This is a genomic window from Desulfofustis glycolicus DSM 9705, assembly GCF_900130015.1.
GTDB classification, from domain to species: Bacteria; Desulfobacterota; Desulfobulbia; order Desulfobulbales; family Desulfocapsaceae; genus Desulfofustis; species Desulfofustis glycolicus.
The window spans coordinates 20,241-42,704 of sequence record NZ_FQXS01000007.1 but is presented as its reverse complement, the minus strand read 5'-3'; the positions used below and the strand labels follow the sequence as shown (position 1 = coordinate 42,704).

Annotated in this window: 14 protein-coding genes; 4 read left to right on the top strand and 10 right to left on the bottom strand. The window is 58.4% G+C overall.

Translation table 11 applies throughout. The features are described from left to right. Nucleotide 1 precedes the first annotated feature (1 nt). Both BUC26_RS07470 and BUC26_RS07465 read right to left on the bottom strand, forming a co-directional pair. Nucleotides 2-643, bottom strand: a complete 642-nt coding sequence (locus tag BUC26_RS07470; RefSeq protein ID WP_161949819.1) for a cyclase family protein — start codon at nucleotides 641-643, stop codon at nucleotides 2-4. Beyond that, nucleotides 627-2,822: an acyltransferase family protein gene (locus tag BUC26_RS07465; RefSeq protein WP_073374837.1), complete on the bottom strand. Its 2,196-nt coding sequence runs from the start codon at nucleotides 2,820-2,822 to the stop codon at nucleotides 627-629. The genes BUC26_RS07470 and BUC26_RS07465 overlap by 17 nt, the downstream gene beginning before the upstream one ends. A 398-nt stretch (nucleotides 2,823-3,220) precedes the next feature. Here BUC26_RS07465 and BUC26_RS07460 point away from each other — a divergent pair, with 398 nt between their 5' ends. Continuing rightward, nucleotides 3,221-4,375 carry an MFS transporter gene (locus BUC26_RS07460; protein WP_073374835.1) on the top strand — a complete coding sequence of 385 codons (1,155 nt, stop codon included), beginning with the start codon at nucleotides 3,221-3,223 and terminating at the stop codon, nucleotides 4,373-4,375. Nucleotides 4,376-4,401: 26 nt separating this feature from the next. On the opposite strand, the gene BUC26_RS07455 is transcribed toward BUC26_RS07460, so the two are convergent. From BUC26_RS07455 to BUC26_RS07435, 5 genes are all read right to left on the bottom strand, one after another. Further along, nucleotides 4,402-6,825, bottom strand: a complete 2,424-nt coding sequence (locus BUC26_RS07455) for a response regulator (RefSeq protein ID WP_073374833.1) — start codon at nucleotides 6,823-6,825, stop codon at nucleotides 4,402-4,404. 28 nt (nucleotides 6,826-6,853) lie between these two features. Further along, entirely contained in the window at nucleotides 6,854-7,216 is a 363-nt protein-coding gene (locus tag BUC26_RS07450; RefSeq protein WP_073374831.1) for a response regulator, read from the bottom strand. Next, a complete protein-coding gene (locus BUC26_RS07445; RefSeq protein ID WP_073374830.1) occupies nucleotides 7,209-9,410 on the bottom strand; it encodes an ATP-binding protein in 2,202 nt (733 codons plus the stop codon). The genes BUC26_RS07450 and BUC26_RS07445 overlap by 8 nt, the downstream gene beginning before the upstream one ends. Before the next feature lie 13 nt (nucleotides 9,411-9,423). Continuing rightward, nucleotides 9,424-11,007, bottom strand: coding sequence for a hybrid sensor histidine kinase/response regulator (locus tag BUC26_RS07440; protein WP_161949818.1), 1,584 nt, complete (start codon nucleotides 11,005-11,007; stop codon nucleotides 9,424-9,426). Nucleotides 11,008-11,079: 72 nt separating this feature from the next. Beyond that, nucleotides 11,080-13,398, bottom strand: coding sequence for a hybrid sensor histidine kinase/response regulator (locus BUC26_RS07435; protein WP_143165945.1), 2,319 nt, complete (start codon nucleotides 13,396-13,398; stop codon nucleotides 11,080-11,082). A 238-nt stretch (nucleotides 13,399-13,636) separates the two neighbouring features. Between BUC26_RS07435 and BUC26_RS07430 the strand changes: the two genes are divergently transcribed. From BUC26_RS07430 to BUC26_RS07420, 3 genes are read left to right on the top strand one after another with little or no spacing between them, the layout of a single operon-like run. Next, nucleotides 13,637-14,809, top strand: a complete 1,173-nt coding sequence (locus tag BUC26_RS07430; RefSeq protein WP_073374825.1) for a response regulator — start codon at nucleotides 13,637-13,639, stop codon at nucleotides 14,807-14,809. Between the two features lie 41 nt (nucleotides 14,810-14,850). Beyond that, the gene (locus tag BUC26_RS07425; RefSeq protein WP_143165944.1) at nucleotides 14,851-16,062 is read left to right on the top strand and encodes a response regulator; all 1,212 of its coding nucleotides are present in this window, start codon (nucleotides 14,851-14,853) and stop codon (nucleotides 16,060-16,062) included. 55 nt (nucleotides 16,063-16,117) lie between these two features. Then, entirely contained in the window at nucleotides 16,118-19,762 is a 3,645-nt protein-coding gene (locus tag BUC26_RS07420) for a transporter substrate-binding domain-containing protein (RefSeq protein ID WP_161949817.1), read from the top strand. 50 nt (nucleotides 19,763-19,812) lie between these two features. Here BUC26_RS07420 and BUC26_RS07415 read toward each other — a convergent pair whose 3' ends face one another. The 3 genes from BUC26_RS07415 to BUC26_RS07405 all read right to left on the bottom strand — a co-directional run bounded on the left by BUC26_RS07415 (nucleotide 19,813) and on the right by BUC26_RS07405 (nucleotide 22,356). Beyond that, nucleotides 19,813-20,505, bottom strand: a complete 693-nt coding sequence (locus tag BUC26_RS07415; protein ID WP_073374823.1) for a DnaJ domain-containing protein — start codon at nucleotides 20,503-20,505, stop codon at nucleotides 19,813-19,815. Nucleotides 20,506-20,533: 28 nt separating this feature from the next. Beyond that, nucleotides 20,534-21,217, bottom strand: a complete 684-nt coding sequence (locus BUC26_RS07410; protein WP_073374822.1) for a vWA domain-containing protein — start codon at nucleotides 21,215-21,217, stop codon at nucleotides 20,534-20,536. Nucleotides 21,218-21,600: 383 nt separating this feature from the next. Next, nucleotides 21,601-22,356, bottom strand: a complete 756-nt coding sequence (locus BUC26_RS07405; RefSeq protein WP_143165943.1) for a hypothetical protein — start codon at nucleotides 22,354-22,356, stop codon at nucleotides 21,601-21,603. Nucleotides 22,357-22,464 lie beyond the last annotated feature (108 nt).

Sequence of the window (22,464 nt, the reverse complement as noted above, 5' to 3'; positions counted from 1 at the left end):
GTCAGGACAGCAGCGCGACGGCCCGGACCGGCGAGCCGTCGCCATCTTTCAGGCGCAGCGGCAGGCAGGAAAAAAAAAACGAGTGGTGCGGCAAAGCCGCCAGGTTGTTAAGGTTCTCGACGATAACCAGCCCGCCCGCCAGTAGCAGCCGGTGAACCGGCAACCCGGCTGCGGCGGGGGCATCGACCGACATGGTATCCACGCCGACACCGCGCAGCCCGGCAGCGACCAGCCAGCGGGCCGCCGCTTCGCTGAGCACTGGGTAGTCGGCGAAATATCGCCGATCGCCCCAGAATTTGCTCCAGCCGGTGTGCAGCAGAACAAAGTCATGACCGCTGATTATCGCTTCGTAGGGCCGGAGATCCTGCACATCGACGGTCGCGGTGTCCGGCCGGGTAAAGTCAAGCACCAGCGCTTCACCGACAAAGGACGCCGGTGCCAGCTGGTCGACAGTCAGGCCGCCGGCAATCAGATGGGCCGGCGCATCCAGGTGCGTTCCGTGATGGGTGCACAGGGTCATCATCATTTCCCGGTAGCCGTCACTCTCGATCGTCGCCACCTGACGAAACTGCGGCTGCGGGCTTCCCGGATAAACCACCATCCCGGGTGCCAGTTCCTGACTCAGATCAATCACCTGCAGCATGCTCTTCCCCCTTTTCCGGACGATCCCGTTGCTCATTGCGTCCTTCGACACCACTATCGGTCCGGTCGCCGCTTGCCAACACGACATCCATCTCCCGATGAAACGAGGGGATGAGCAGTTGATAGCCGAACGGGTTCAGATGATCCTGGTTGGCGTAGATCACCGTACCGTCGAGCAGGGGGCTGTCGATTTCCCGAAATGGATCGTAGCTCGGAATCTGCAGTGACGCGCTCAGCTGATCGACAAAATCGATACTTTCCTGCTGCCACTTCTCGATAAAGCCCCGGTCAATGGTGCAGGACCGCTCCTGCGCCAGCCACCGCTTCAGGCGCGGCTCCCACAGACAGTCATTGATATTACCGAGAATCGGCACCTGCTTCAAGATGATCGGGGTCTTCCCCGCAGCCCTGAGACGCTCGACGGTATCGATCAGCCGCTCCCGGAAATAGGTGGTGTGATCAACGATGATCCTGCCATCGGCACCCTTGAACATGATCTGTCGGTCGGTGTTGAGAAACCCTTTACCGTCGTAGAAGAGATCGAATCGCTGCGCGATCATGACGACCTTGATCGCCGGGTCTTCGACGATTTCCGCCTGCAGAAACGGCAGGGCTCGGGCGCAGTGTTGCTCGTGCTTGTCATCGATAATGCTGTCGATCTCGACATCGCCGAGCAACATCGGACAACCGGGCACGCCCAGATACGTCACGTCGTAGCCGCTTTGCTGGGCCCACGAGACAACGGCAGGCAGATAGTGCGCGGAGTGAGAGTCACCGACCAGGGCAACACGCGGGGCCTGCCGCCGTCCCGACACGCCGCACTCCAGATAGGTGACGCCGTCCTTTTCTTTTTGCTCGCACGAGTCAGGTACCCGCGCCGGCGCCGGCACCTCCGTGGCAGCATACGGGGTAATGCGCCAGGAGGCCTGATCGTTGTCTTCCAGGATCTTGAATCCCCGGGCGAAGACAATGATGACCAGCAGAGCGAGCAATAATACCACGCGATCGGACCACCCGGTTTTCCTGGCCGGCTGCTCGACGAAGAAATAACTGAGCGTCGCCAGTGCCAGGGACAGGGCAACGATGGCCACCGCGGCAACCACGCCGATCTCATGGCTGTTGCTGAAAATCTTGTAGAAGATGATGACCGGCCAGTGGTAGAGGTAAAGGGAATAGGAAATCCTGCCGACACCGACCACCACCGTGGAGACCAGCAGCCGGTTGATCATTCCGGACCGGCCACCCGCATAAATGACCAGCGCCGCGCCGATGCAGGGCAGCAGCACACCACCTTGCAGAAACGAGCGCCCGAGATAGGTTTGCCCGACGAACAGGAAGCTGTAGCCGAGGAACAGCAGGCCGGTCACGCCGGCCACCGCGGCCGTGCCGACTCCCGCCCGCTGCTCCGCGCTCCGAAGCGCGACAGCACCGCCGATACAGAACTCCCAGGCCCGCGTATAGAACATGTAAAAGGCCAGCTTCGGTTCGGCCTCGGCCAGCACAAAACAGGCAACGAAAGAAAGGGCCGCCAGGACGACAAACACGGCCAGCACGGTGTGCCTGGCGCGTTTGCCGGCCTGCCCGTTGCCGCGCTCCGATGAAGGTTTGGCATCAAGGGCAGGGTCAGGAGCAGCAGTGGCGCGCCCGATCCGCCGCAGGACATAGAAGCAGAGGAAGATGAGCAGCGGCCAGCACAGGTAGAACTGCTCTTCCACGCCGAGCGACCAGGTGTGCAGCAGTGGCTGGCCGGAAAAGCCCTCCTCGAAATAACCGACCTTGCGAGCAAAAAAGAAGTTGGCCAATTGCGCCGCGGCATAGCGGGCCGAAGCCATGAAATTGGTATACGTATCGGGGACGAGGAGAAAAATAGCCACCGGCGCCGAGAGCATCAGCACGACAAAGAGCGCCGGAAAAATCCGCTTGACCCGGCGAGCGTAAAAGTGGGCAAAAGAAAAGGCGCCCTGCCGATTTTCGCGCAGGATAATCAGGGTGATCAGATACCCGGAGATGACGAAAAAGACGTCGACACCGAGAAAACCGCCGGGCAACAGCTGCGGATAGAGGTGGAAGCAAAAGACGGACAGGACCGCCACCGCGCGCAGGCCATCGATATCCGGCCGATAACCGATACGTGGTGAGCCGGTCGTCAAATTAGCTGAAAAACGCTTTGCTGCAATCATCGACAATCATCTCGGACACGATTACCGGCTGGCGGTCTTTCGCCGGGACAGGGAGCCGCTCCACAGGTTCATATGAAAATCATTTGCCCGGGCTGGCGGATTCAGCCGGAGACCAGCCGATCAGGCAGCAGCCCAGCAGCTGGAGCCAGGGCCGGCCAGCCCTTTCGACCATGACGCCGATTTTCATTTTTCGTTGTGCCCCCCTGCCGTGGGAGGTTCATTATTGCTCAAAATGGGGGAAGTAATGGCGTAAATGGAGAAAAATAGCAAGGAGCATTCGTCGCAGCGTTTCCCCTGGCAACGTGCGGTGAAAAGATTTATAGTTCGCGGCTGTCGCCACCCACAACACCCCCCACAAACCGAGTGGCGCTGTTCATTATTAACCGGGAAGCCAACCGATGTCCGCCAACCTGAAGATCCTCTTTGCCCTGACCCTGGTTCATTTTACCGGGGATTTCTACAGCTCTTTCATCAACCCGCTGTTTCCGATTTTTGTCGACAAACTCGATCTCTCCCTGACCCAGGTCGGCATCATCGCCGGCGTCATCCGGATGATGGCCTTTATCATCCAGCCGTCGGTTGGCTACCTGGCCGATCGCTATCCGACCCGGATCTTCATCTTTACGGGTCTATCGCTGGCCGTCATCTTTATCCCGCTCTCCGGTCTGGCCCCCAATTTCTGGGTTCTGCTGTTCTGTGTAACCGTCGGCTCCATCGGTTCGGCCATGTTCCACCCGTCCGTTACCGGCATGATACCGCTCTATGCCGGGCGACACGCCGGCTTCTCGATGTCCATCTTCAATACCGGCGGCACACTGGCCTTCGGGCTCGGACCACTGTTCATCACCTGGGTCGTGGCCACCTTCGGCCTGTCGGCAATGCCGGCCACGATGATCATCGGCCTGCTGGTCATCGGTTATCTGCTGGTCGTCATCCCGCAACCGCAGAGCGAAGGGCTCAAGGACTTCGGCTTTCTCGGCGCCATCAAGCAAAGCCTCGGCGATGCCTGGAAACCGGTATCGCTGATCTGGCTGGTGATGTTCCTGCGGGCCGTCGTCGGCCAATCTTTTTTGACTTTTATGCCGGTACTGTTCGTCCAGCAGGGCTTCAGCGTCGTCGCCGCCGGCGGCATCTATGCCGTCTTCCTGCTCGCCGGCACGGTAAGCGGCCTGCTCTCCGGCCATATCTCCGACCGCATCGGCTTCAAGCCGGTGCTGCTCTTTGTCTTTCTGCTGATGCCGCCGGCGCTCTGGCTGCTCTTGGGCGTTGGCGGGGCCTGGGTCTACCTGGGCGCGGTGGTGGCCGGCGGGTTCGTGCTCGCCCCACTGCCGCTGGGCGTCACCATGGCCCAGACTCTGGCCCCGCGGGGAAGGTCGATGGTAGCCAGCTTGATGATGGGATTTGCCTACGGTCTCGGCGGGCTCACCACGCCGCTGATCGGCAAGCTCGCGGACATCTACACCATCAAGCCGGTCCTGACCGCCATGGCGGCCATTCCGCTGCTCGCCGTCGCAGTCATAACGTTGCTTCCGAGGACCAAAGCCAACGGCTGAGCCGTCTCAATCTGGCCGCCGCCGATTTACCGGGCAGCAAGAGCTTGCCGGACAGCACAGGCCAGATCCTTCCGGGAAAACGGCTTCTGGATAAAATGGACATCTTTCTCCAGTACGCCGCGATGGGCAATCACATCGGCGGTATACCCGGACATAAACAGGCAGGTCAGATGCGGACATTGTGACCGGAGGCGGTTGGCCAGATCGCGGCCGTTCATTTCCGGCATGACCACGTCGGTGATCAGCAAGGCCAGTTCATCACCATGACGCTGCATTAACTTCAGGGCCGCAGTCACGGTCTGCGCGGTAATCACCCGATAATTGAGCGAGTCGAGGATGCGCTCGGTCAATTTCATGATGGCCGCTTCATCCTCGACCACCAGGATCAACTCTTTATCGCCGATCGGCAGCTGCACCTCTTGCACTTCGACGGACTCGGCCATATCCCCCCGGTAGCGTGGCAAATAGATCCTGAAGGCGGTGCCCTCGCCCGGTTCACTGTAGACGTTGATAAATCCTTCGTTCTGTTTGACGATACCGTAAACCGTGGCCAGGCCGAGACCGGTCCCGCGTCCGGTTTCCTTGGTGGTGAAGAAGGGTTCGAAGATCCGCTCCCGCGTCGACCGGTCCATGCCGCAGCCGTCATCGGCAACACCAAGCATCACGAAATCTCCGGGGACAAAGTCGATGTGGTCTACACAATACGCCTGGTCAAAGGTCACCCTTTTCGTCTCGATGGTAATGGTGCCGACATCGACGATTGCATCACGGGCGTTGACGCAGAGATTGGCCAGAATCTGATCGAGTTGGGCCGGGTCCATCCTGACCGGCCACAATTCCGCGCCGGGCATCCAGACCAGATCGATGTCTTCGCCGAGTAGCCGGCGCAGGACCTTGAGCATGGTGGCCACGCCCTGGTTGAGATCGAAGACCTCGGGAATAATCGCATCCTTGCGGGCAAAGGCCAGCAGTTGCCGGGTAATGTCCCGGGACCGGCCGGCGGCGGCCAGGATCTCCTGCAGGTCGTCCCGCAACGAATCGTCTTCGATATCCTTGCCGAGCGCCAGTTCGGCGTGGCCGATGATGACACTGAGCATGTTGTTGTAATCGTGGGCCACGCCGCCGGCCAGCCTGCCGATCGACTCCATTTTCTGGGCCTGCAGCAGCTGGGCCTCGATAAGTCTCGCCTCGGTGATGTCGATGACGATGCCCTGAAAGTGGGTGACCGCTCCGTCTTGCCCCCGTCGGACATGACTCCGCTCATCCACCCATTTGATCCCGCCGTCTTTGGTCACAACGCGGTAAGGTTCCAGCCGGCATTCCTGAATATCCCGATCCTGCTCGACATGTTTCATCTCATGAACCACCCGGGCCCGATCGCCTTCGTGAATGATCGCTTCGTAAACGACGTTCCCGGACAAAAACTCGTCAACACGGTAGCCGAACAGGTCGACAACGTTGTCAGACACGAATTCGACCGGCCAGCCCGGCGCATTTTTCCACAAAAAAGCCACGGCCGGACTCATATTGATGATCTGGTAGGCTTCCTGCAAGCGATGCTCGGCCTGCTTCTGCTCGGTAATATCCTGAACGGTGGCAAACACCTGCGGCCCGTTGCCACTACTCCTCTCGATAGTGCCGACGGTGCGGACGAAGCGGGTCGCCCCGTCCTTGCGAATGACCCGGTATTCATGCGGCGTCAACCGCTCCTGCCCGGAGTCGAGACATCGCTTGAGCCAGCGCGACACCCGGTCGACATCGTCGGGATGATGAACGGTCGCATTTATCTGCCGATAATTGAAATTGACGAAGTGGTCGTAGCCGAGCAGTTCACACAACGATGCCGACCACCGCACCTGCCCGCTGTCCACGTCCCAAGTGAAATCGCCGATGGCAGCAAGCCGCTGGGCGGCGACCAGGCGCTGTTCACTCTGGCGCAACGCCACCTCCACTTTTTTGCGCTCCTCGATCTCACGCTCGGCCTCGACCATCTTCTGTTCGAGTTTACGCACCAGGCGCTCATTGTACAAAACGAGCAGCTCTTCCTCATCGGCCGGATCCGGAACAGTCCCCGAGGCTCGGCTGCCGGCGGCAACAAGATCGTCGACGACTCCGAGCAGAATGTCCGGCTCACACGGTTTCTGCAGAAACCGGTCGGCACCGATCTGCAGCGCCAGCGCTTCGTCCTGCGGTCCGGTGTAGGTAGCGGTGTAAAATATAAACGGAATGTGACGTAGCGCCTCGTCCTTCTTGACCTGCCGGCAGAGCTGAAACCCGTCCATCACCGGCATCAGGATATCGCTGATGATCAGCTCGACATCCCTGCCTGCAAGTTTCTCCAGCGCTTCGTTGCCATGACTGGCCGTCAGGACCTGATGCCCGTGTCCTTTGAACAATACTTCAAGCAGATAACGACTGTCCTGCCGGTCATCGACAACCAGGATACGCATCAGGCACTCCCTTCTCTGCGGTGATCCGTCACAGATATTCTTTGATTTCGCTGATAAAAGTATCAGGATTGATCGGTTTTTCAATATATCCGGTGGCCCCGGCCGCAAGAATTCGCTCACGATCGCCGGCCATCGCATAGGAGGTCACGGCGATAATCGGAATGCTGCCCAGCTCCGGGTGCGACCGCAGGGTCGCGGCCACGTCATGGCCGTCCATCTCCGGGAGCTGGATGTCGAGCAGGATACCGCGCGGCCGCCGCTCCAACGCCAGTTCGATACCGAGCCGTCCGTTGTCCGCTCCGATTACCGAAAAACCATGCTTCTCCAAGAGAAATTTCATCAAGTAGAAATTGTTGGCATTGTCCTCGATCACCAGCAGCTGATCACCCATCGTTTCCTCCCGGATGCTTGGGCAGACGAACGGTAAAGACACTCCCTTCACCCAGATGGCTCGTAACGCCGATGGTACCGCCCATCAGCTCGACCAGTCGGCGACAGATGGACAGGCCGAGGCCGGTTCCTTCGTGACTACGCGTCAACCCGCTGTCGATCTGGTGAAACGGCAAAAAGAGCTCCGCTAGGTCTTCCTCCCTGATGCCGATGCCGCTATCGGACACCGCCATTTGATACTGATCGCCGTCACTGCTGCAGCGTACTTCGACATACCCCTCGGCGGTGAACTTTATCGCGTTATTGAGCAGGTTCAACAGGATCTGCTCGAAACGTCGCTGATCGGTATAGATCGTCGTGACATCCCCGTCGATCGTGCGTCGCAGCTCGAGCCCTTTCTGCCGGGCCAGCGGAGCAACGCTATCAACACTCTTGCCGACGACGGAGGGCAGGTCGAACGTCGCCGGGTCGAGGGTCAATTGACCGGCCTCGATCTTGGATATGTCAAGCACGTCGTTGATCAGGGCGAGCAGATGCCGAGAACTGTCGCGCACCATGGTCAGTTGCTTGCGCTGTTCATCGTTGAGCGGTCCGGCCAACTCCTGCAGCAGGATGCCGGAGAAACCGATGATCGAGTTGAGCGGGGTGCGCAGTTCATGGGACATGGTGGCGAGAAAAGCCGACTTCAGCCGGTCGGCCGCCCGCGCCTGCTCCATCGCCGCGGCCAGTTCGGCGGTCCGCTCGGTCACCTGTTCTTCCAGCTCCGACGCGTGCTGCCGCACCGTTGCATAGAGGCGCGAATTATCCAGGGCAAGGGCCACCGCAACGCAAATATTTTCGGCAATGTCCGAACCGTTTATACCAGGGGCGAGCCTTCCGGCGGACAGGGCGCAGAGCAGCCCGACCACTCGGTCATGCAGCATGATCGGGAAGACGATGCCGGCATGCCCCTTCGCCTGTCCCGCCGCGGCCGCCGGAAAGGTAAAGACCGGCTCCGCACCGTTGCCGCCGGCGACGCGGCGATAACACGTTTGCGCATAGCGCTGCGCCACTATGCCGCTCTCCTCGTCGAGGCCGACGGATCTTCCCGGCAGCAATGTGCCGGTATCTCCATCGACCAGGTAGAACGCTCCGGCCGTGCAGCCGCTCAACTCCAGAATTCCATTTAGCGCATGTTCGATAACATGGTCGAGATCCAGGCGCGACACCGTCGTGCGCAGGATCCGGTTCATGACCTGCAACTGCTCGCTACGCCGGGCGATCTCCCTGGTTCTCGCGGTGACCTGGCGGCGCATCGCCGCAGTTCCGGCCAGGGCCAGCAGCAGGATCGCTCCCACCCCGATGAGACCGTTTTTCAGCCAATCCGGCACGCCGAGCCGGGCTTCTTCCGCGGTCCACCGTTTCAGCGAGCGATAGTAGACCGATTGCGGATCGCCCTTCATCTCGGCCAGATGATCGTCGATGGCGACCAGCAGATCACCATTGCTGTCGTCCGGAGTTGCAAAATAGAGCCGGGATGGATTGAAGATCACCGCCGTGTCCTGTAAACCGTAATCGGCCGCATGCATCACGCCGAAAAACCGGTTGGTGATCGCCGCATCCGCCCGACCGTCGGCGACCATCTGGAAACTGGCGCGATAATCGGGCAGCGGCAACACCGTAACCTGCAGGTCAAAGCCGGCTGCCAGGACGGCAAAGGCCCGCTCCTGGACCGACTGTTCGAGGACCACCACTTTCTTGCCGTCCAGATCGACGATCGAGGTGATGCCGCTCCCCTGGCGCGCGTAGACCTGAAACCAGGAGGAGAGGACCGGCGTGCGGTGGAAATCGAACCGCTGGTCACGCTCCGCGGTCAGTGCGACATCGGGCATCAGATCGATCCGACCGGCGGCCAGACGATCCAGCCCTTCGCCCCAGGTGCCGTCAATAAAGGACAGATACCACCCCTCCCGGCGGGCAACTTCGCGTATAATGTCGACAAAAATGCCGGCCGGCCGGCCGGACTCGTCGATGAAGACCTTGGGCGGGTTATCGTAGATGCCGACACGCACGCTGCGTTCGGCGGTATGGCCGAAACCGGTCGTCACCAGCACCAGGCAGAACGCGTTCAGCAGCGGCCGGACGATAGCACCCAGGCATCGCCCGACAAGCTGCCGCCGCCGCGAACGCTGCTGATTTTCCGCGATCTGTGTCATCCTCTGCCCACCGTCAAACCAACGGTAACGAGATGGTAAAGGTCGTGCCCTCCCCTTCCCGAGTCTGGCAATTGATCGTCCCGCCATGTTTTTCCACGACGATATCCCGGGCAATGGCCAGTCCCTGCCCGGTCCCCTTGCCAACCCCTTTGGTGGTGAAAAACGGGTCGTAAATGCGGTACCGGATCGACTCGGGAATGCCGGTCCCATTATCGGCAACTTCGATCACCGCCTGACCTTCCTCGACCCTGGTGCTGATGCGAATCCGTCCTTTGACGAAATCGCCGTTCTTGACCCGGGCATCGATGGCATGAGCGGCGTTGACGATCAGGTTGAGAAAGACCTGATTCAACTCCGCCGGCAGGCAGGAGACGGGCGGCAGATCATCGGTGAAATCGGTCTCCAGGTCGGCTCCGTACTTCCATTCGTTGCGCGAAACGGTAATGGTGCTCTGCAATGCCTTGTTAATGTCGACCTGCACCTTCTCTGTCGATCCGGGGTGGGAGAATTCCTTCATCGCCCGGACAATATTGCTGACCCGACCGACGCCATCAAGACTCTGCTGGGCGGTAACGGGAATCTCTTCACGGAGAAAATCAAGATCTGCGTCCTGTCGCAGAGATTCGATCGCATCTTGCCAGGTATTTTTCGCTTCTATATCTTGCGCTGCCTGAAAAAACTCCTCATAGCCCTGCAGCACGGAAAGCAACGCTGTGAACGAATCGGCAAGGAAGCGGATATTATCGCCGACGTATTGCACCGGCGTATTGATTTCGTGAGCGATGCCCGCCGCCAGTTGGCCGATCGCCTCGAGTTTCTGGGCCTGTCGGAGTTCACGCTCCAGGGTCAGGGCCTCGGTCTGGTCCTCGAACATGATGATCACTGACTTATTGCCGGCGGCGTCGGTTGGAATCAAATCGACGGTAATCTGGAACATCCGGGTCCCCCTCGTCAATTCCAGTTGTGCCTGCAACCGGCGACCTTCCCCGCTCCCGAGCACCCCGGAAACTGCCGCCGGCAGGTAATCGGCCTGCAGTCCCTTGACAAAGGCGAGAAACGATCCCGGGCCGGACTGCTCGCTGAGCGGTCCGAACCAGGAGCGCATGCGCTTGTTCGCCTCAACCAGTTCCATGTCCCGCCCCAGCACGAGCAAACCCATCGGCAGGTTATCCATAATCGCCCGATGTTCGTGCTCCAATGCCAACCGAGATGCCTGCTGCTGACTTTCCAGTTCGTGCAGCCGCAGGGCATTGGCCACTGTAATCAGCACCAGGTTTTTGTTGAATGGCTTGACCAGGTAGCCGTAAACTCCGCTTTCCAACACCTGTTGTGCTTCGGTGATATTGTCGATAACCGTGGCAACGACGATCGGCAATCGCGGATAGTATCTTTTGACATGGTCGATCAAAACGAACCCAGACTCCTCAGGCATATTGATATCGGTTACGAGCAGATCAACCTGCCGCTGGTTCAGGATACTTCGCCCTTCGGCAACACTGTCCCCGACCAAGACCTGATAGCCTGCCCCGCGCAGCACGGCACCGAGGAGTTTACGAATCGATTCGTCGTCGTCAATGAGCAGAATGGTGGTTTCCATTTCGTGCATAACTCCTTGAAAATGCCGGCAGGCCGCTTCCAGCCACCGACGCTATGTTAGTGCACTACTTGCTCAACTGCGGTGTGAGCGGGTGAGCAGATTGCGGATTACGGTCATTATTTGTTTGCGATCGACCGGTTTGGGTACTACTTCGATGGCCGGGTGGTCGGCCAGCGACTCGGGAAGTCTGGCAGTGTTGCCGCTAACCAAGATGATCGGCAAGGCGGGGAAAAGCCGGCTGGTTTCCAATGCCAACCTCTCTCCGGTCAAGCCCGGCATTGTCATGTCAGTGATCAACAGGTCTATCTGCTGTCCTTTCTCCCTGATCAGCGTCAAGGCCTGGATACTGTCGTTTTCAGTGTATACCTGATATCCGGCCGCTTCCAGCGACTTCTTGGCCAATCGTGTAAGACCGGGTTCATCGTCGACGACCAGCAGGTACTCACCTCTGCCGTACAACTCGCCCTTGATGTGCCCATCTTCAAATTCATGCTGTTCATCGACGGCGCGCGGCAGATAAACGGTAAAGGTCGATCCGCGGCCCGGGACGGAGGCGACATCGATAGCCCCGCCATAATCTCTGACGACGCCATGCACGACAGCCAAGCCGAGGCCGGTCCCCTCTCCCTGTTGTTTCGTCGTAAAGTACGGATCGAAGATCAATGGGAGCAGATCGCTCTCCATGCCGCACCCGGTATCGCCGACCTCCAGGCGGACATATCTCCGGCCCGACGACAACTGCTGTTCCGTCCGCCCATTCTCTCCGGCTACACAGGTATCCAGCGAGAGCGACAATATCCCTCCGGACTCGCGCATGGCGTGGGCGGCGTTGGTGCAAAGATTCATCATGATCTGGTGAATCCTGGTTGGATCGGCCAGGACCATGCCGACATCCCGGGCAATACGGCTCTTGATCTCGATGGTCGACGGCAGCGTTGAACGAAGCAGTTTGACCGCCTCCTTGATGATCAGCGCGATATCGAGCGGCTTGGTCTCCTGTTCCGTCCGCCGGCTGAAGGTGAGGATCTGATGAACCAGTTCCCGGGCTCGCAGACTGGCCTGATAGACCTCCTCTAGATCCTCTTTCATGGCCGGATCAGCCGTCGCCCGGTCCAGGCACAATTCGGTAAAGCCCAGGATCGCAGTCAGAATATTATTGAAATCATGAGCTATACCGCCTGCCAACGTACCGAGCGACTCCAGTTTCTGGGCCTGACGTAATTGGTGCTCAAGCGACAACCGCTCGCTGATATCTTCAGCCACCACGACAGCTCCAAGCACAGTCTGTTCGTCCCCGATCACCGGACTGACACTTACCGCCAGCGTCGCACCCGTGTTCGTCACAAACGTCTGGCGCTGCATGCTGCTGCTGAGAAAAACCTCGTGGACCGGACAAGTCCCGATATCGTTGCAATCACGGCAGTAGATGTGGTCGTATGACCGGCCGACATAGTCAGCAAACGACATGCCAGCCTTTGTGCAGGCCTGATCGTTTGCCCAGACCACCCGCTCGTCGGTGTCGAGCAGGAGTACTTCCTGGTGGATGGAATTGAGAATGGTCTGCAGCCGGAGTTGTCCAGTTCGAACGATCTGTTGCTGCTCCCTGTCTCTGGTGATCTCGTTGGCAATACCGACGAGATAGCGCGCCTCGCCATCGATGACAATCGGCGCCTTGACGGTGCGGAACCAGCGAAGATCCCCCGAGTGATCGGTAAACGATTCCTCGTCGACGAACAATGGTTCGCAACTGGCAAAGACACGCCTGTCGTCCTGTTGAAACTTCTCCTGCTCAGCACTCGGCAGCCCACGACTGGTAATCAATTCCACGTCGTCACGGCCAATCATCGCTTCAGGCCGTACCCCGTACATCGCAGCGAGGGCATTGTTGGCAATCAGGTAACGGTCTTCACTATTCTTGACAAAAACCAGGTTGGGTGAGACATTGACAATATTGTGCAGCAGAATTTCACGGTGTTGCAACTCGTTATGAGCTTGTTTGATCGAGGTGATGTCTTCATGGGCAACGACGATCCGGTTATCCCAATCCTCGGTCAAACGAGTCACTCGCACCTGAAACCAACGCTGCTCCTCCGGGCTGTGACAGGGATACTCAAGGACAAACTCCAGTATCTTGCCGCGAAGCATCAAGTCCGTCTGCTCGATGAACGACCGGGCCTCATCGCATCCCTCTGCGGCACTGGCTGCACAAACCGAAAAATAACTGCAGCCTTCCGACACCCGATCCGGATCGGCCCCATTCTGCTTGGCAAACACTCGCCAGGAGCGATTGACAAACAGAATAGTGCCGTGTCGATCGATAATGGCAATCGTTGCTGTCAGCGAATCGAGGGTCGCCTGATAAAACTGGAGGGAATGCATATCTCTATTCAAACCTTTTTGCTCCTTACACCCCTTGGTCGGCCATCTGGAAAAAACACGTGATGAGAGGAGGTCGGCAGTTCTTGCCAGGGACTGCCACAAGGTCACTGTAATTATCGGCTATCATATGCGCAATTGCCTATTGATGTCAAATCATCGGCATATCGACATTTTCCTTGTGCTTTTTTTGTCGAATGGCACATAGTGTATAAAGTTGGCTCTTCATAAAACCATACCCGACTCAATGACTATGCCGGACAGCAGTAACCAGACAACCGAAACCATACTCTTCGTCGACGACGAATCGAATATCCTCGACTCGATGCGGCGGCAACTGCGCAATCGTTTTTCCATCGAAACGGCAACCAGCGGCCAGGAAGCGCTCGAAAAATGCAAGAAGAACGGACCATTCGCGGTCATCGTCGCCGATATGCGGATGCCGGGAATGGATGGGGTACGGTTGCTCGGCATGGTCAAAGAGCTCTATCCGGAAACAGTGCGGATGATGCTCACCGGCAATGCCGATCAGGGAACGGCCAGTGAAGCGGTCAACAAGGGGCAGATCTTTCGCTTCCTCACCAAACCCTGCCCCGTCCCAACTCTCGTTCCGGCCCTGGCCCTCGCCCTTCGTCAATACCGGCTGGTTACCGCCGAACGGGAACTGCTCAATAAAACCTTGAGCGGCAGTATCAAAATCCTCTCTGAGCTTCTCAGTTACACCAATCCGGCCGCGTTCAGCAGCAGCGTTCGCATTCGGCCGGTGGTACTGACCATCGGCCGTGCCCTGGCGGTGGATGACCTGTGGCAGCTGGAAATTGCCGTCCTGATGTCGCAAATCGGCTGCGTTACCCTACCCGCCGAAATCCTTGCCAAACACTACGCCGGACGAGAACTGGATCCGGAAGAGCGAAGGCTTTTTGTCAATCATCCCCGAGTCGGTACCGATCTGTTACAACACATCCCCCGCATGGAAGGGGTCGCCAGGATCATCGGCAATCAACTAAAACCGTTCTGCCACTATGACCACGGCGACACCAACTACGGCGATGAGGACCTGGGCGCCCAGACCATCAGGGCTGCTTTCGATTATGACCTGCTGCTCACCCAAGGCGTCAGCCACGGCCGGGCCATCGGTCAAATGGCCCAACAGCCGGACGAATACAACCCGGAAGTCCTCACCAAACTGGCCCGCTGTCAACTCAGCGAACACTCCCACGTGGCCTCCCTGCGCGTTCGAGAGCTGCGTGTGGGCATGATCGTAGAAGATGACATCGAGGCCCTCAACGGCACCCTGTTGGCACCAAAAGGCCAGGAGATTACTTGGCCGGTGTTGCAGGGGCTGATCAACTTTTCCCGACAATCCGGCGTCAAAGAACCGATTCGGGTCCGCATCAGAGAGCAGAGCACCAGCGAGTCAAATTGACCCACCACCCACCCGAGACAGCAGCACCAACAGGAGCGATCATGAAGAAAAGCATTCTCTTTGTCGACGACGAGCCGAACATCCTGGCCGGTATCCGACGAATGCTCCACCAATTGCGTGGTGACTACGATCTTCGCTTTTCTGAAAACGGCGAGCAGGCCCTGGAGTCGATGGCAGAGCGCCCGGCCGACGTCATCGTCTCCGATATGCGTATGCCCGGCATGGACGGCGCCGAACTGCTTGCCACCATTCAACAGCAGTACCCCCATACGATCAGGATTATGCTGACCGGTCAGGCCGACGACACATCGATATTGAAAACCGTCACCGTCGTCCACCAGCTTCTCGCCAAACCCTGTGAACCGGAACGCCTCAAAGAGGTGCTGCATCGAGCCGCCGCCCTCCATAACCAGCTGACCGACGGCCACCTCAAAGACCTGATCACCGGTATCAGTAGCCTACCGAGCCTGCCGTCGGTCTATGCCAGACTCCAGGACACTCTGAAAGACCCCGAGGCCTGCCTTGACGACGTGGCGGCCATTATCGAGCAGGACATCGCCATGACCGCCAAGCTCCTGCAATTGGTCAACTCGTCGTTTTTCGGACTCTACCAGAAGGTGGAAAGCCCGGCCCGGGCGGTCAAACTGCTCGGACTCGATACCATTAAAGTGCTGGTACTGGGCATCCAGATCTTCTCCGAGCTCAAAGCGCCGGGCCAGAAAGCTGCTTTTGCGACGCTCTGGCAGCATAGCATGGCTGTTGCCCAGTGCAGCAAAAGGATTGCCACTGAGGCCAGCGACAATCTTGATCTGATCAACAATTCCTTTATCGCCGGCATGCTGCACGACATCGGCCGACTCCTGCTGATGTCGCAACTTGGCGGCGACTACGCGGCTATCATCGAAACCGCCAGACAAGAAGGAGCCCGGATCGAAACCGTGGAGACCCGCCAACTGCAGACCACTCATGCCGACATCGGTGCCTATCTCATCGGACTGTGGGGGTTTAACGGAGACATCATGGAAGCAATCATCTTTCACCATCAAATCGACCGATTGCCTGCCAAGAGCTTCTCTGCAGCACTCGCTGTGCACCTTGCCAATCACTACTATTATCTCCGGTACCCTGAACACGTCGTCGGCCAGCCGCCGCCACTGAACACAGATTGCCTCGCGGCACTCAACTGTGCCGATGAAGCAGTCGCCTGGATGTCCGAATGCCAGGCACTGATGGAAACCGACGAGGATAACTAGCAATGACTGCCATCTTTAATCGACCGCAATGAATCGCCGCAGGCAAAGAATTATCATGTCTCGAACACTTGCTGGTCTGGTGCTCATCTGTTGCTCACTGCTGGTTGCCATTACCGACGTGGCAGCCGAAGACCGAGGTGACACCGACAAACAGACCTTCACCTCCGCTTCGGAAATCGATTACCCCCCGTTCTGTCTCCTTGATCGGAAAGGGCTGCCGGACGGCTTCTCGGTCGAGTTGCTGCGCAGCGCACTGGCCGTCATGGGCCGGGAGGTCACCTTCCGTACCGGCCCCTGGCATGAGGTCCGCGGCTGGCTGGAGAAAGGGGAAGTAGACGTATTGCCGCTGGTCGGCCGCACCCCGGAACGGGAAGCGCTGTTTGATTTCACCTTTCCCTATATGACGCTGCACGGCGCTATCGTTGTTCGTGAGGGAACAGACGGTATCAACGATCTCAATGACCTGCGCGGCAAGCAGGTGGCCGTGATGCAGGGCGATAATGCCGAGGAGTTCCTGCGCCGGGACAATCGTGGCTTCGTCATTGTGACCGCACCGACCTTCGAGCAAGCGCTTCAGGAACTGTCAGCCGGTCTGCATGACGCGGTCGTTGTCCAGCGACTGGTCGCTCTGCGGCTGATCCAGGAACATAAGCTGGACAACCTGAAAATAATCAATCGACCCGTTGAAGATTTCAGCCAGGATTTCTGCTTCGCCGTTCACGAGGGTGATCGCGATATGCTGGCCCTGCTCAATGAAGGATTGGCCCTGGTCATGGCCGACAGTACCTACCACCGCCTCCATGCCAAATGGTTCGCACGATACCAATTGCCGCAACGGACCATCATTATCGGCGGCGACCATAATTACCCTCCGTATGAGTTCCTCGACGAAAACGGCCAGCCGGCCGGCTATAACGTCGATCTGTCCCGGACCATCGCCGAGTCGCTCGGTCTCGAAATTACCATTCGCCTCGGTCCCTGGCCCGAAATCAGAGAAGCCCTGGATCGCGGTGAAATCGATGCACTGCAGGGCATGTTCTATTCGCCGGCACGCGACCTTAAATTCGATTTTACTCCGGCCCACGCAGTCAATCACAGTGTAGCCGTCTCGCATAGCAACAGACGGCAACCGCCGCAAACGATAGCGCAGCTCAAGGAGCTGACAGTCGGAGTACAGAATGGCGATATCATGCACGAATTTGCGCTCCAGCAGGGCCTTGAGGAGCGGACCCGAGTCTTCGGCAGCCAGGAAGAAGCATTGCGCGGGGTACTCGACGGTACCGTCGACACCGCTCTTGTATCCCGAATGACCGCACTCTATTACAAGGATCGGCATGATTGGCGGGAATTGGCCATTGGCCGCGAGGCCTTTCTGTCGCCGGATTACTGCTATGCCGTCGCCCCGATCAACCAGGCCCTTCTCGCTCATCTCGGTGAAGGGCTGCGCCTGATCAAGGACAGCGGCGAGTACCAGCAGATCAGGGAAAAATGGATGGGCGTTTATGAACGCTCCACACCGGTTCTCGCGCTCAAGTATGTTGCCTTAGTCGCCGTACCGCTGCTCCTCGTTATCGGCATTATCAGCCTGTGGAGTTGGTCGCTGCGTCGTCAGGTCGCTCAGCGGACTCGAGAACTGATGGACAACACCGAGTATCAGCGCGCCATGGTCGCCTGTTCCCCGGTTGCACTCTACAGCATCGATAAAACCGGCACGGTGTTGACTTGGAACAACTCGGCCGAGCGGCTATTCGGCTGGAGCGAAGACGAGGTGTTCGGCAAACCACTGCCGATCGTTCCGGAAGACAAAGAAGAAGAGTTCGCTTCTCTACGCCGGATAATGGATACCGGTGACACCATCTCCGGTATCGAAGTGATTCGCCGAAAAAAAGATGGCTCCCTCTTCGATGGCAGACTCTCTCTGGCACCGATCAGAGACGATAACGGGGTTGTGGTCGGCATCATGGGTGCCATGGAAGATGTCACCGATCTGCAACAAGCCCAGCGCAGTGTCATCCATCTCAATCACGTCCTGCGCGCCATCCGCGATATCAATCAACTCATCGTCCGGGAGCGGGACCCGGTGCAACTGATCGAGAAAAGCTGTGCCGTTCTGACCGGCAGTCGCGGTTATCGCTCGGCACTTCTGGTATTGTTCGCAAAAGACGGCACACTGAGTGCCTGGGCCCATACGGGCGATCCCAAATGTACGGAGCAGCTGAACAGCAGGCTGAGCCAGGGAGATATCCCGCCCTGCTGCCGGACCACAGAGTCGTCCGATGCCACGTCCCGCATCCTTCACGACGCGCCGCAATGCAGCCATTGTTTTCTACCGCCGAGCGCCGACTGCCGAAAGAGCCAAGTGCTGTGCGCGCACCTGCGGCATGAAGGCCTGCTACTCGGCCACTTGGTCGCGACCCAAGCTCCGACCGGCGACGTCGACCGGGAAGAAATGCACTTATTTTCCGAATTGGCCCAGGACCTCGCCTACGCCCTGCACACCCTGTATAGACAGAAGGAGCTTGCCGCATCGGAGCAAGAACGAAAGTCGCTAGAGCAGCAGCTCATCCAGGCTCAGAAGATGGAATCCGTCGGCCGGTTGGCCGGCGGCGTAGCTCACGACTACAATAACATGCTCGGCGTCATCATCGGCAACGCCGAACTGCTTGCCGACACGCTGGCCCCGTCGGATCATGGATATGAAGAGATAGAAGAAATCCTCAACGCCGCCCGCCGTTCGGCCGACATCACTCGGCAGCTGCTGGCGTTTGCCCGCCGGCAAACCATTGCACCGCGATCTATCGATCTCAACGAGGCCATCGAGCTATCGCTGAAAATGCTGCGCCGGCTGATCGGCGAGAATATCGAACTGATCTGGCACCCGGGACACGAACGCCGGAAAATCACCATCGATCCAGTCCAGATCGACCAGATCCTGACCAATCTCTGTGTCAACGCCCGCGACGCGATCGATGACACCGGCACCATCACCATCGAAACGGCCGGCCGCACCTTTGATGAAGCCTATTGTGCCGACCATGCCGGCTTTATCCCCGGCGATTTCGCAGTGCTCGTCGTCTCCGATAACGGCACCGGCATGACCAAAGAGCAAATGAACTCCATCTTCGAGCCGTTTTTCACGACCAAACCGCTCGGCGATGGGACCGGACTTGGGCTGGCCACCGTTTACGGCATCGTCAAACAGAACAACGGCTTTATCAACGTCTACAGCGAACCGGGAGCCGGGTCGACCTTCAGGCTCTATTTCCCGCTCGAGGACACTGCTGACGAACAGGAGCTACGACCGCAGCCGGATCGCTCATCATTGCGGGCAACCGGGGAAACGATCCTGGTCGTCGAAGACGATCCGGCCATTTTGAAAATGACCGGCAAACTCCTCCGTGACCTGGGGTATCGCCCCCTGCTCGCCGACTCGGCTCCGACGGCCCTGGAACAGGTGAAGCGGGCGGACACGATTGATCTGCTGCTCACCGACGTGATCATGCCGCAGATGAACGGCGCCGAACTGGCCAAGGAAATCCGTACCATATGTGTCCATATTGGCGTGGTGTTCATGTCTGGATACACCGCCAACGTCATCGCCCACAAGGGCATCCTCAACGACGACATCACCTATGTCCAGAAACCGTTCTCTCGCACCGAACTGGCCGCCGTGCTCAAAGATGCGCTGGCAAAGCGGTAACAGCGCAGGTCGCCGACGATCCTCGGCAAGTGCCGGCAACCCGATTCCTGCTATCGTCGCCCCAGCAGCAGATCCTTGGCGGCGTTGATCTTGGCGGCCAGAAAGGCCGAGCCGCCGCTGTCGGGATGCACTTTTTTCATCATCCGCCGCCAGGCCTGGTGGATTTCCTCTTCGCCGGCACCGGGCTGCAGGCCGAGAATCTGGTAGGCCTCCTCCCTGCTCATCTGCTCGAACTCGTCGTGACTGCTTTCTCCGTGGCCCCCCCCGCCTCCGGAATCCGCACGCCAATCTGGAAAACGCCGATCGAGATAGGCCTCGAGCACGGCCCGACTCTCTGCGTCACCTGACAGCTCGGCGTACAGGGTCATTAAATCCTTCCGCCCGAGCTGTGAAAGCCGTGAGCCGGAAAATTGCCCCCCTCTCACCTGCCCATCCATATCCCCGGTATCATGATCCAACTCCATGTCCAAGGCTCCGGTCTGGACCCGCGATCGCTGTCCCCGTCTCCCTCCGCCGGCACGTTGTACCGCGCGCTTCCGCTGCCACCAGGACAGCCCGATCAGCGTCATCGGCACGCCGATCACACCGCGGCCCAGCAGGGTCAGCAATACGCCGACTCCCACCAGCGATAACGGCAGCAGCGAAACGATCACGGCGGCGCTTTTTTCCGGTGGAGTTGAGAGGATGAGCCAGCCGGCCAAGAAGAGCAGCAGGACCAACGCCAAGGGGAGATAAACGATCATAGGGCAATCAACCTGTCGAAACCACAGCTCACCCGCCCAGCTGCGTTAATAACCGTCGCGCTTCCCGCCTACTGCTGTCGGCCAGCGCCGGCAGGCCTCCTTTCGCGTAGATGGCAACTGCCGCGAGCAGTTCGGCGAGTTCCTGGGCGGAATCGGGGCCGAGTCGAAAATATGCCCCGCGGGTCAAACGGGCCATTTCACGAAAAACCCGCTCGACGACAGGATCACGCCCTTCCTGGAAGAAAAAGCAGCGTACACCGAGCAGGCCTATTTCTCCGGCTTTCTGGCAGAGTTGGTCGGCTTCTTCTTCAAGGGCATCACCGATAAACACCAGCGCGGCAACCCGTTCCTTCTGCGTTTCACGCTGGACATGACCGAGGACTTTGAGGAGTTGGGTGTGGCCGCCGCGGCAGTCGATGCCGGTCATCAGGTCGCGCAGGGCAGCGGCGTTGATCACCCACTTCGACGCCCGGCATTCGCCAAAACCACGGAAATAGACAAGCTGCACAGCCAGCCCGCCGGTTTTGCCAACCGCGTCAAACATCGAGGCCTGGATGGTCATGGCCCGGTCCCAGGTCGGCTGCCTGCTCATCGTGGCATCAAGCGCAAAAACGAGCCGGCCGCTACGTGCCGGATTGATTTTGCCGGCAGCTTTCAGGAACGAGGAGATCTCTTTTTGCGAAGAACGCTTTCCTACTGGCAGATTCGTCATAACAAAAGCCGGTCTGGCTGACCATTGCTTGCAGGAGTGAATATCAACGAGGCAAAAGAACCCCTTCCGAAATCGACGCCTCTGCAGTCACAGCCGGCCCCCCGGAAAGACCACTATTCTATCGTTTCGTTATTAGTATAACTCCCTTTGTCCAGGAAGGAAGATGCTTCGCTGCGATCGGGTGGAAAAAATGGTCACCGGTATCCGGCCAAGCTATCGTCGATCCGGCGGCTCCGCTGCGACGGAAACGACCTGCTCCAGAAGAAATAGAGCATCAGTCCTGCAATTAACTGATGCTATCAAAGCGAACAGTCAAAAAAAAGGCCGGTGTCTTTGGCGACACCGGCCCATCGAATCAAGTCACGGGGAAAAAACGTGAGCGATCAACCGTTAAAGTAAATGGTAATGCTCCTCGCCCGGCTTCCCGGATCAGCATAAACCTCCATCGTCGGCGTCTCTACCAGAGTACGACCCGGCCGATAGCCTCTACCAGGAACGGTATCGACGTGTTTACTCGTATCGGGAACAAACATTTCCTCGCCACTGTCAAACACGATATGCATTGTCGGGCCGTATTGGGGACCAAGTTTTGGCGATACGAACTTCGACCGTAAGACCCTGTCAATCATGATATCGCCGGTTTTCGGAATTGTCTCGCTGTGTGTGTACGTTCCACTGCTGGTACTGAAACCGTCGGTCGCCGCCTGATCATCCGTCGTCGTTTTCTCCTCAGCTTTCTCCAGTTCCTGGTTGACTCTCTCGACTACTGCTTCCAGAGCACCCGTCGTGATGGCGTGAGCCGGCAACGTACCGAATTCGACAAGCGGTGCCACCCACTTACCGGGGAGAACACTCAACCCGGCAACGGCGGCAGATCCTGCAGCAATTTTTCTAACAACTAATCTCCGTCCTCGACTTTCCAGCCCAGCAGCCTCTGCTTGCTGGTCAGGACCGATGGGGCTTTCGTTCACTTCTTTGTTCTGGCTGTTGTCAACAGTCATTGTGCTCCTCTTGGATAAGGGGGGTGGGGATTGTACTGCTTGGGTTTCATTCACCGGAAAGAATACCAGCAAATAATAGGAAATCAATGTATTTCGGTACTTTGAAATGTAGTACCTGCCGATTTTGACATCCGGCATGTACCATCGGGAAAAAAATACCGACCCGCCAAGACTGGACGAACAGAACAAAGTCTTCTCCGGATCATGCGACAAGACGCCAGACAAGACTGATATATCATTTTATTA

Bases quoted from the DNA above. Each gene is read 5' to 3' on its own strand.
- BUC26_RS07410 (WP_073374822.1), bottom strand. From the start codon at position 21,217: ATGACGAATCTGCCAGTAGGAAAGCGTTCTTCGCAAAAAGAGATCTCC.
- BUC26_RS07405 (WP_143165943.1), bottom strand. From the start codon at position 22,356: ATGCCGGATGTCAAAATCGGCAGGTACTACATTTCAAAGTACCGAAAT.
- BUC26_RS07470 (WP_161949819.1), bottom strand. From the start codon at position 643: ATGCTGCAGGTGATTGATCTGAGTCAGGAACTGGCACCCGGGATGGTG.
- BUC26_RS07415 (WP_073374823.1), bottom strand. From the start codon at position 20,505: ATGATCGTTTATCTCCCCTTGGCGTTGGTCCTGCTGCTCTTCTTGGCC.
- BUC26_RS07425 (WP_143165944.1), top strand. From the start codon at position 14,851: ATGAAGAAAAGCATTCTCTTTGTCGACGACGAGCCGAACATCCTGGCC.
- BUC26_RS07420 (WP_161949817.1), top strand. From the start codon at position 16,118: ATGTCTCGAACACTTGCTGGTCTGGTGCTCATCTGTTGCTCACTGCTG.
- BUC26_RS07445 (WP_073374830.1), bottom strand. From the start codon at position 9,410: ATGACACAGATCGCGGAAAATCAGCAGCGTTCGCGGCGGCGGCAGCTT.
- BUC26_RS07430 (WP_073374825.1), top strand. From the start codon at position 13,637: ATGCCGGACAGCAGTAACCAGACAACCGAAACCATACTCTTCGTCGAC.
- BUC26_RS07465 (WP_073374837.1), bottom strand. From the start codon at position 2,822: ATGATTGCAGCAAAGCGTTTTTCAGCTAATTTGACGACCGGCTCACCA.
- BUC26_RS07450 (WP_073374831.1), bottom strand. From the start codon at position 7,216: ATGGGTGATCAGCTGCTGGTGATCGAGGACAATGCCAACAATTTCTAC.
- BUC26_RS07455 (WP_073374833.1), bottom strand. From the start codon at position 6,825: ATGCGTATCCTGGTTGTCGATGACCGGCAGGACAGTCGTTATCTGCTT.
- BUC26_RS07440 (WP_161949818.1), bottom strand. From the start codon at position 11,007: ATGGAAACCACCATTCTGCTCATTGACGACGACGAATCGATTCGTAAA.
- BUC26_RS07460 (WP_073374835.1), top strand. From the start codon at position 3,221: ATGTCCGCCAACCTGAAGATCCTCTTTGCCCTGACCCTGGTTCATTTT.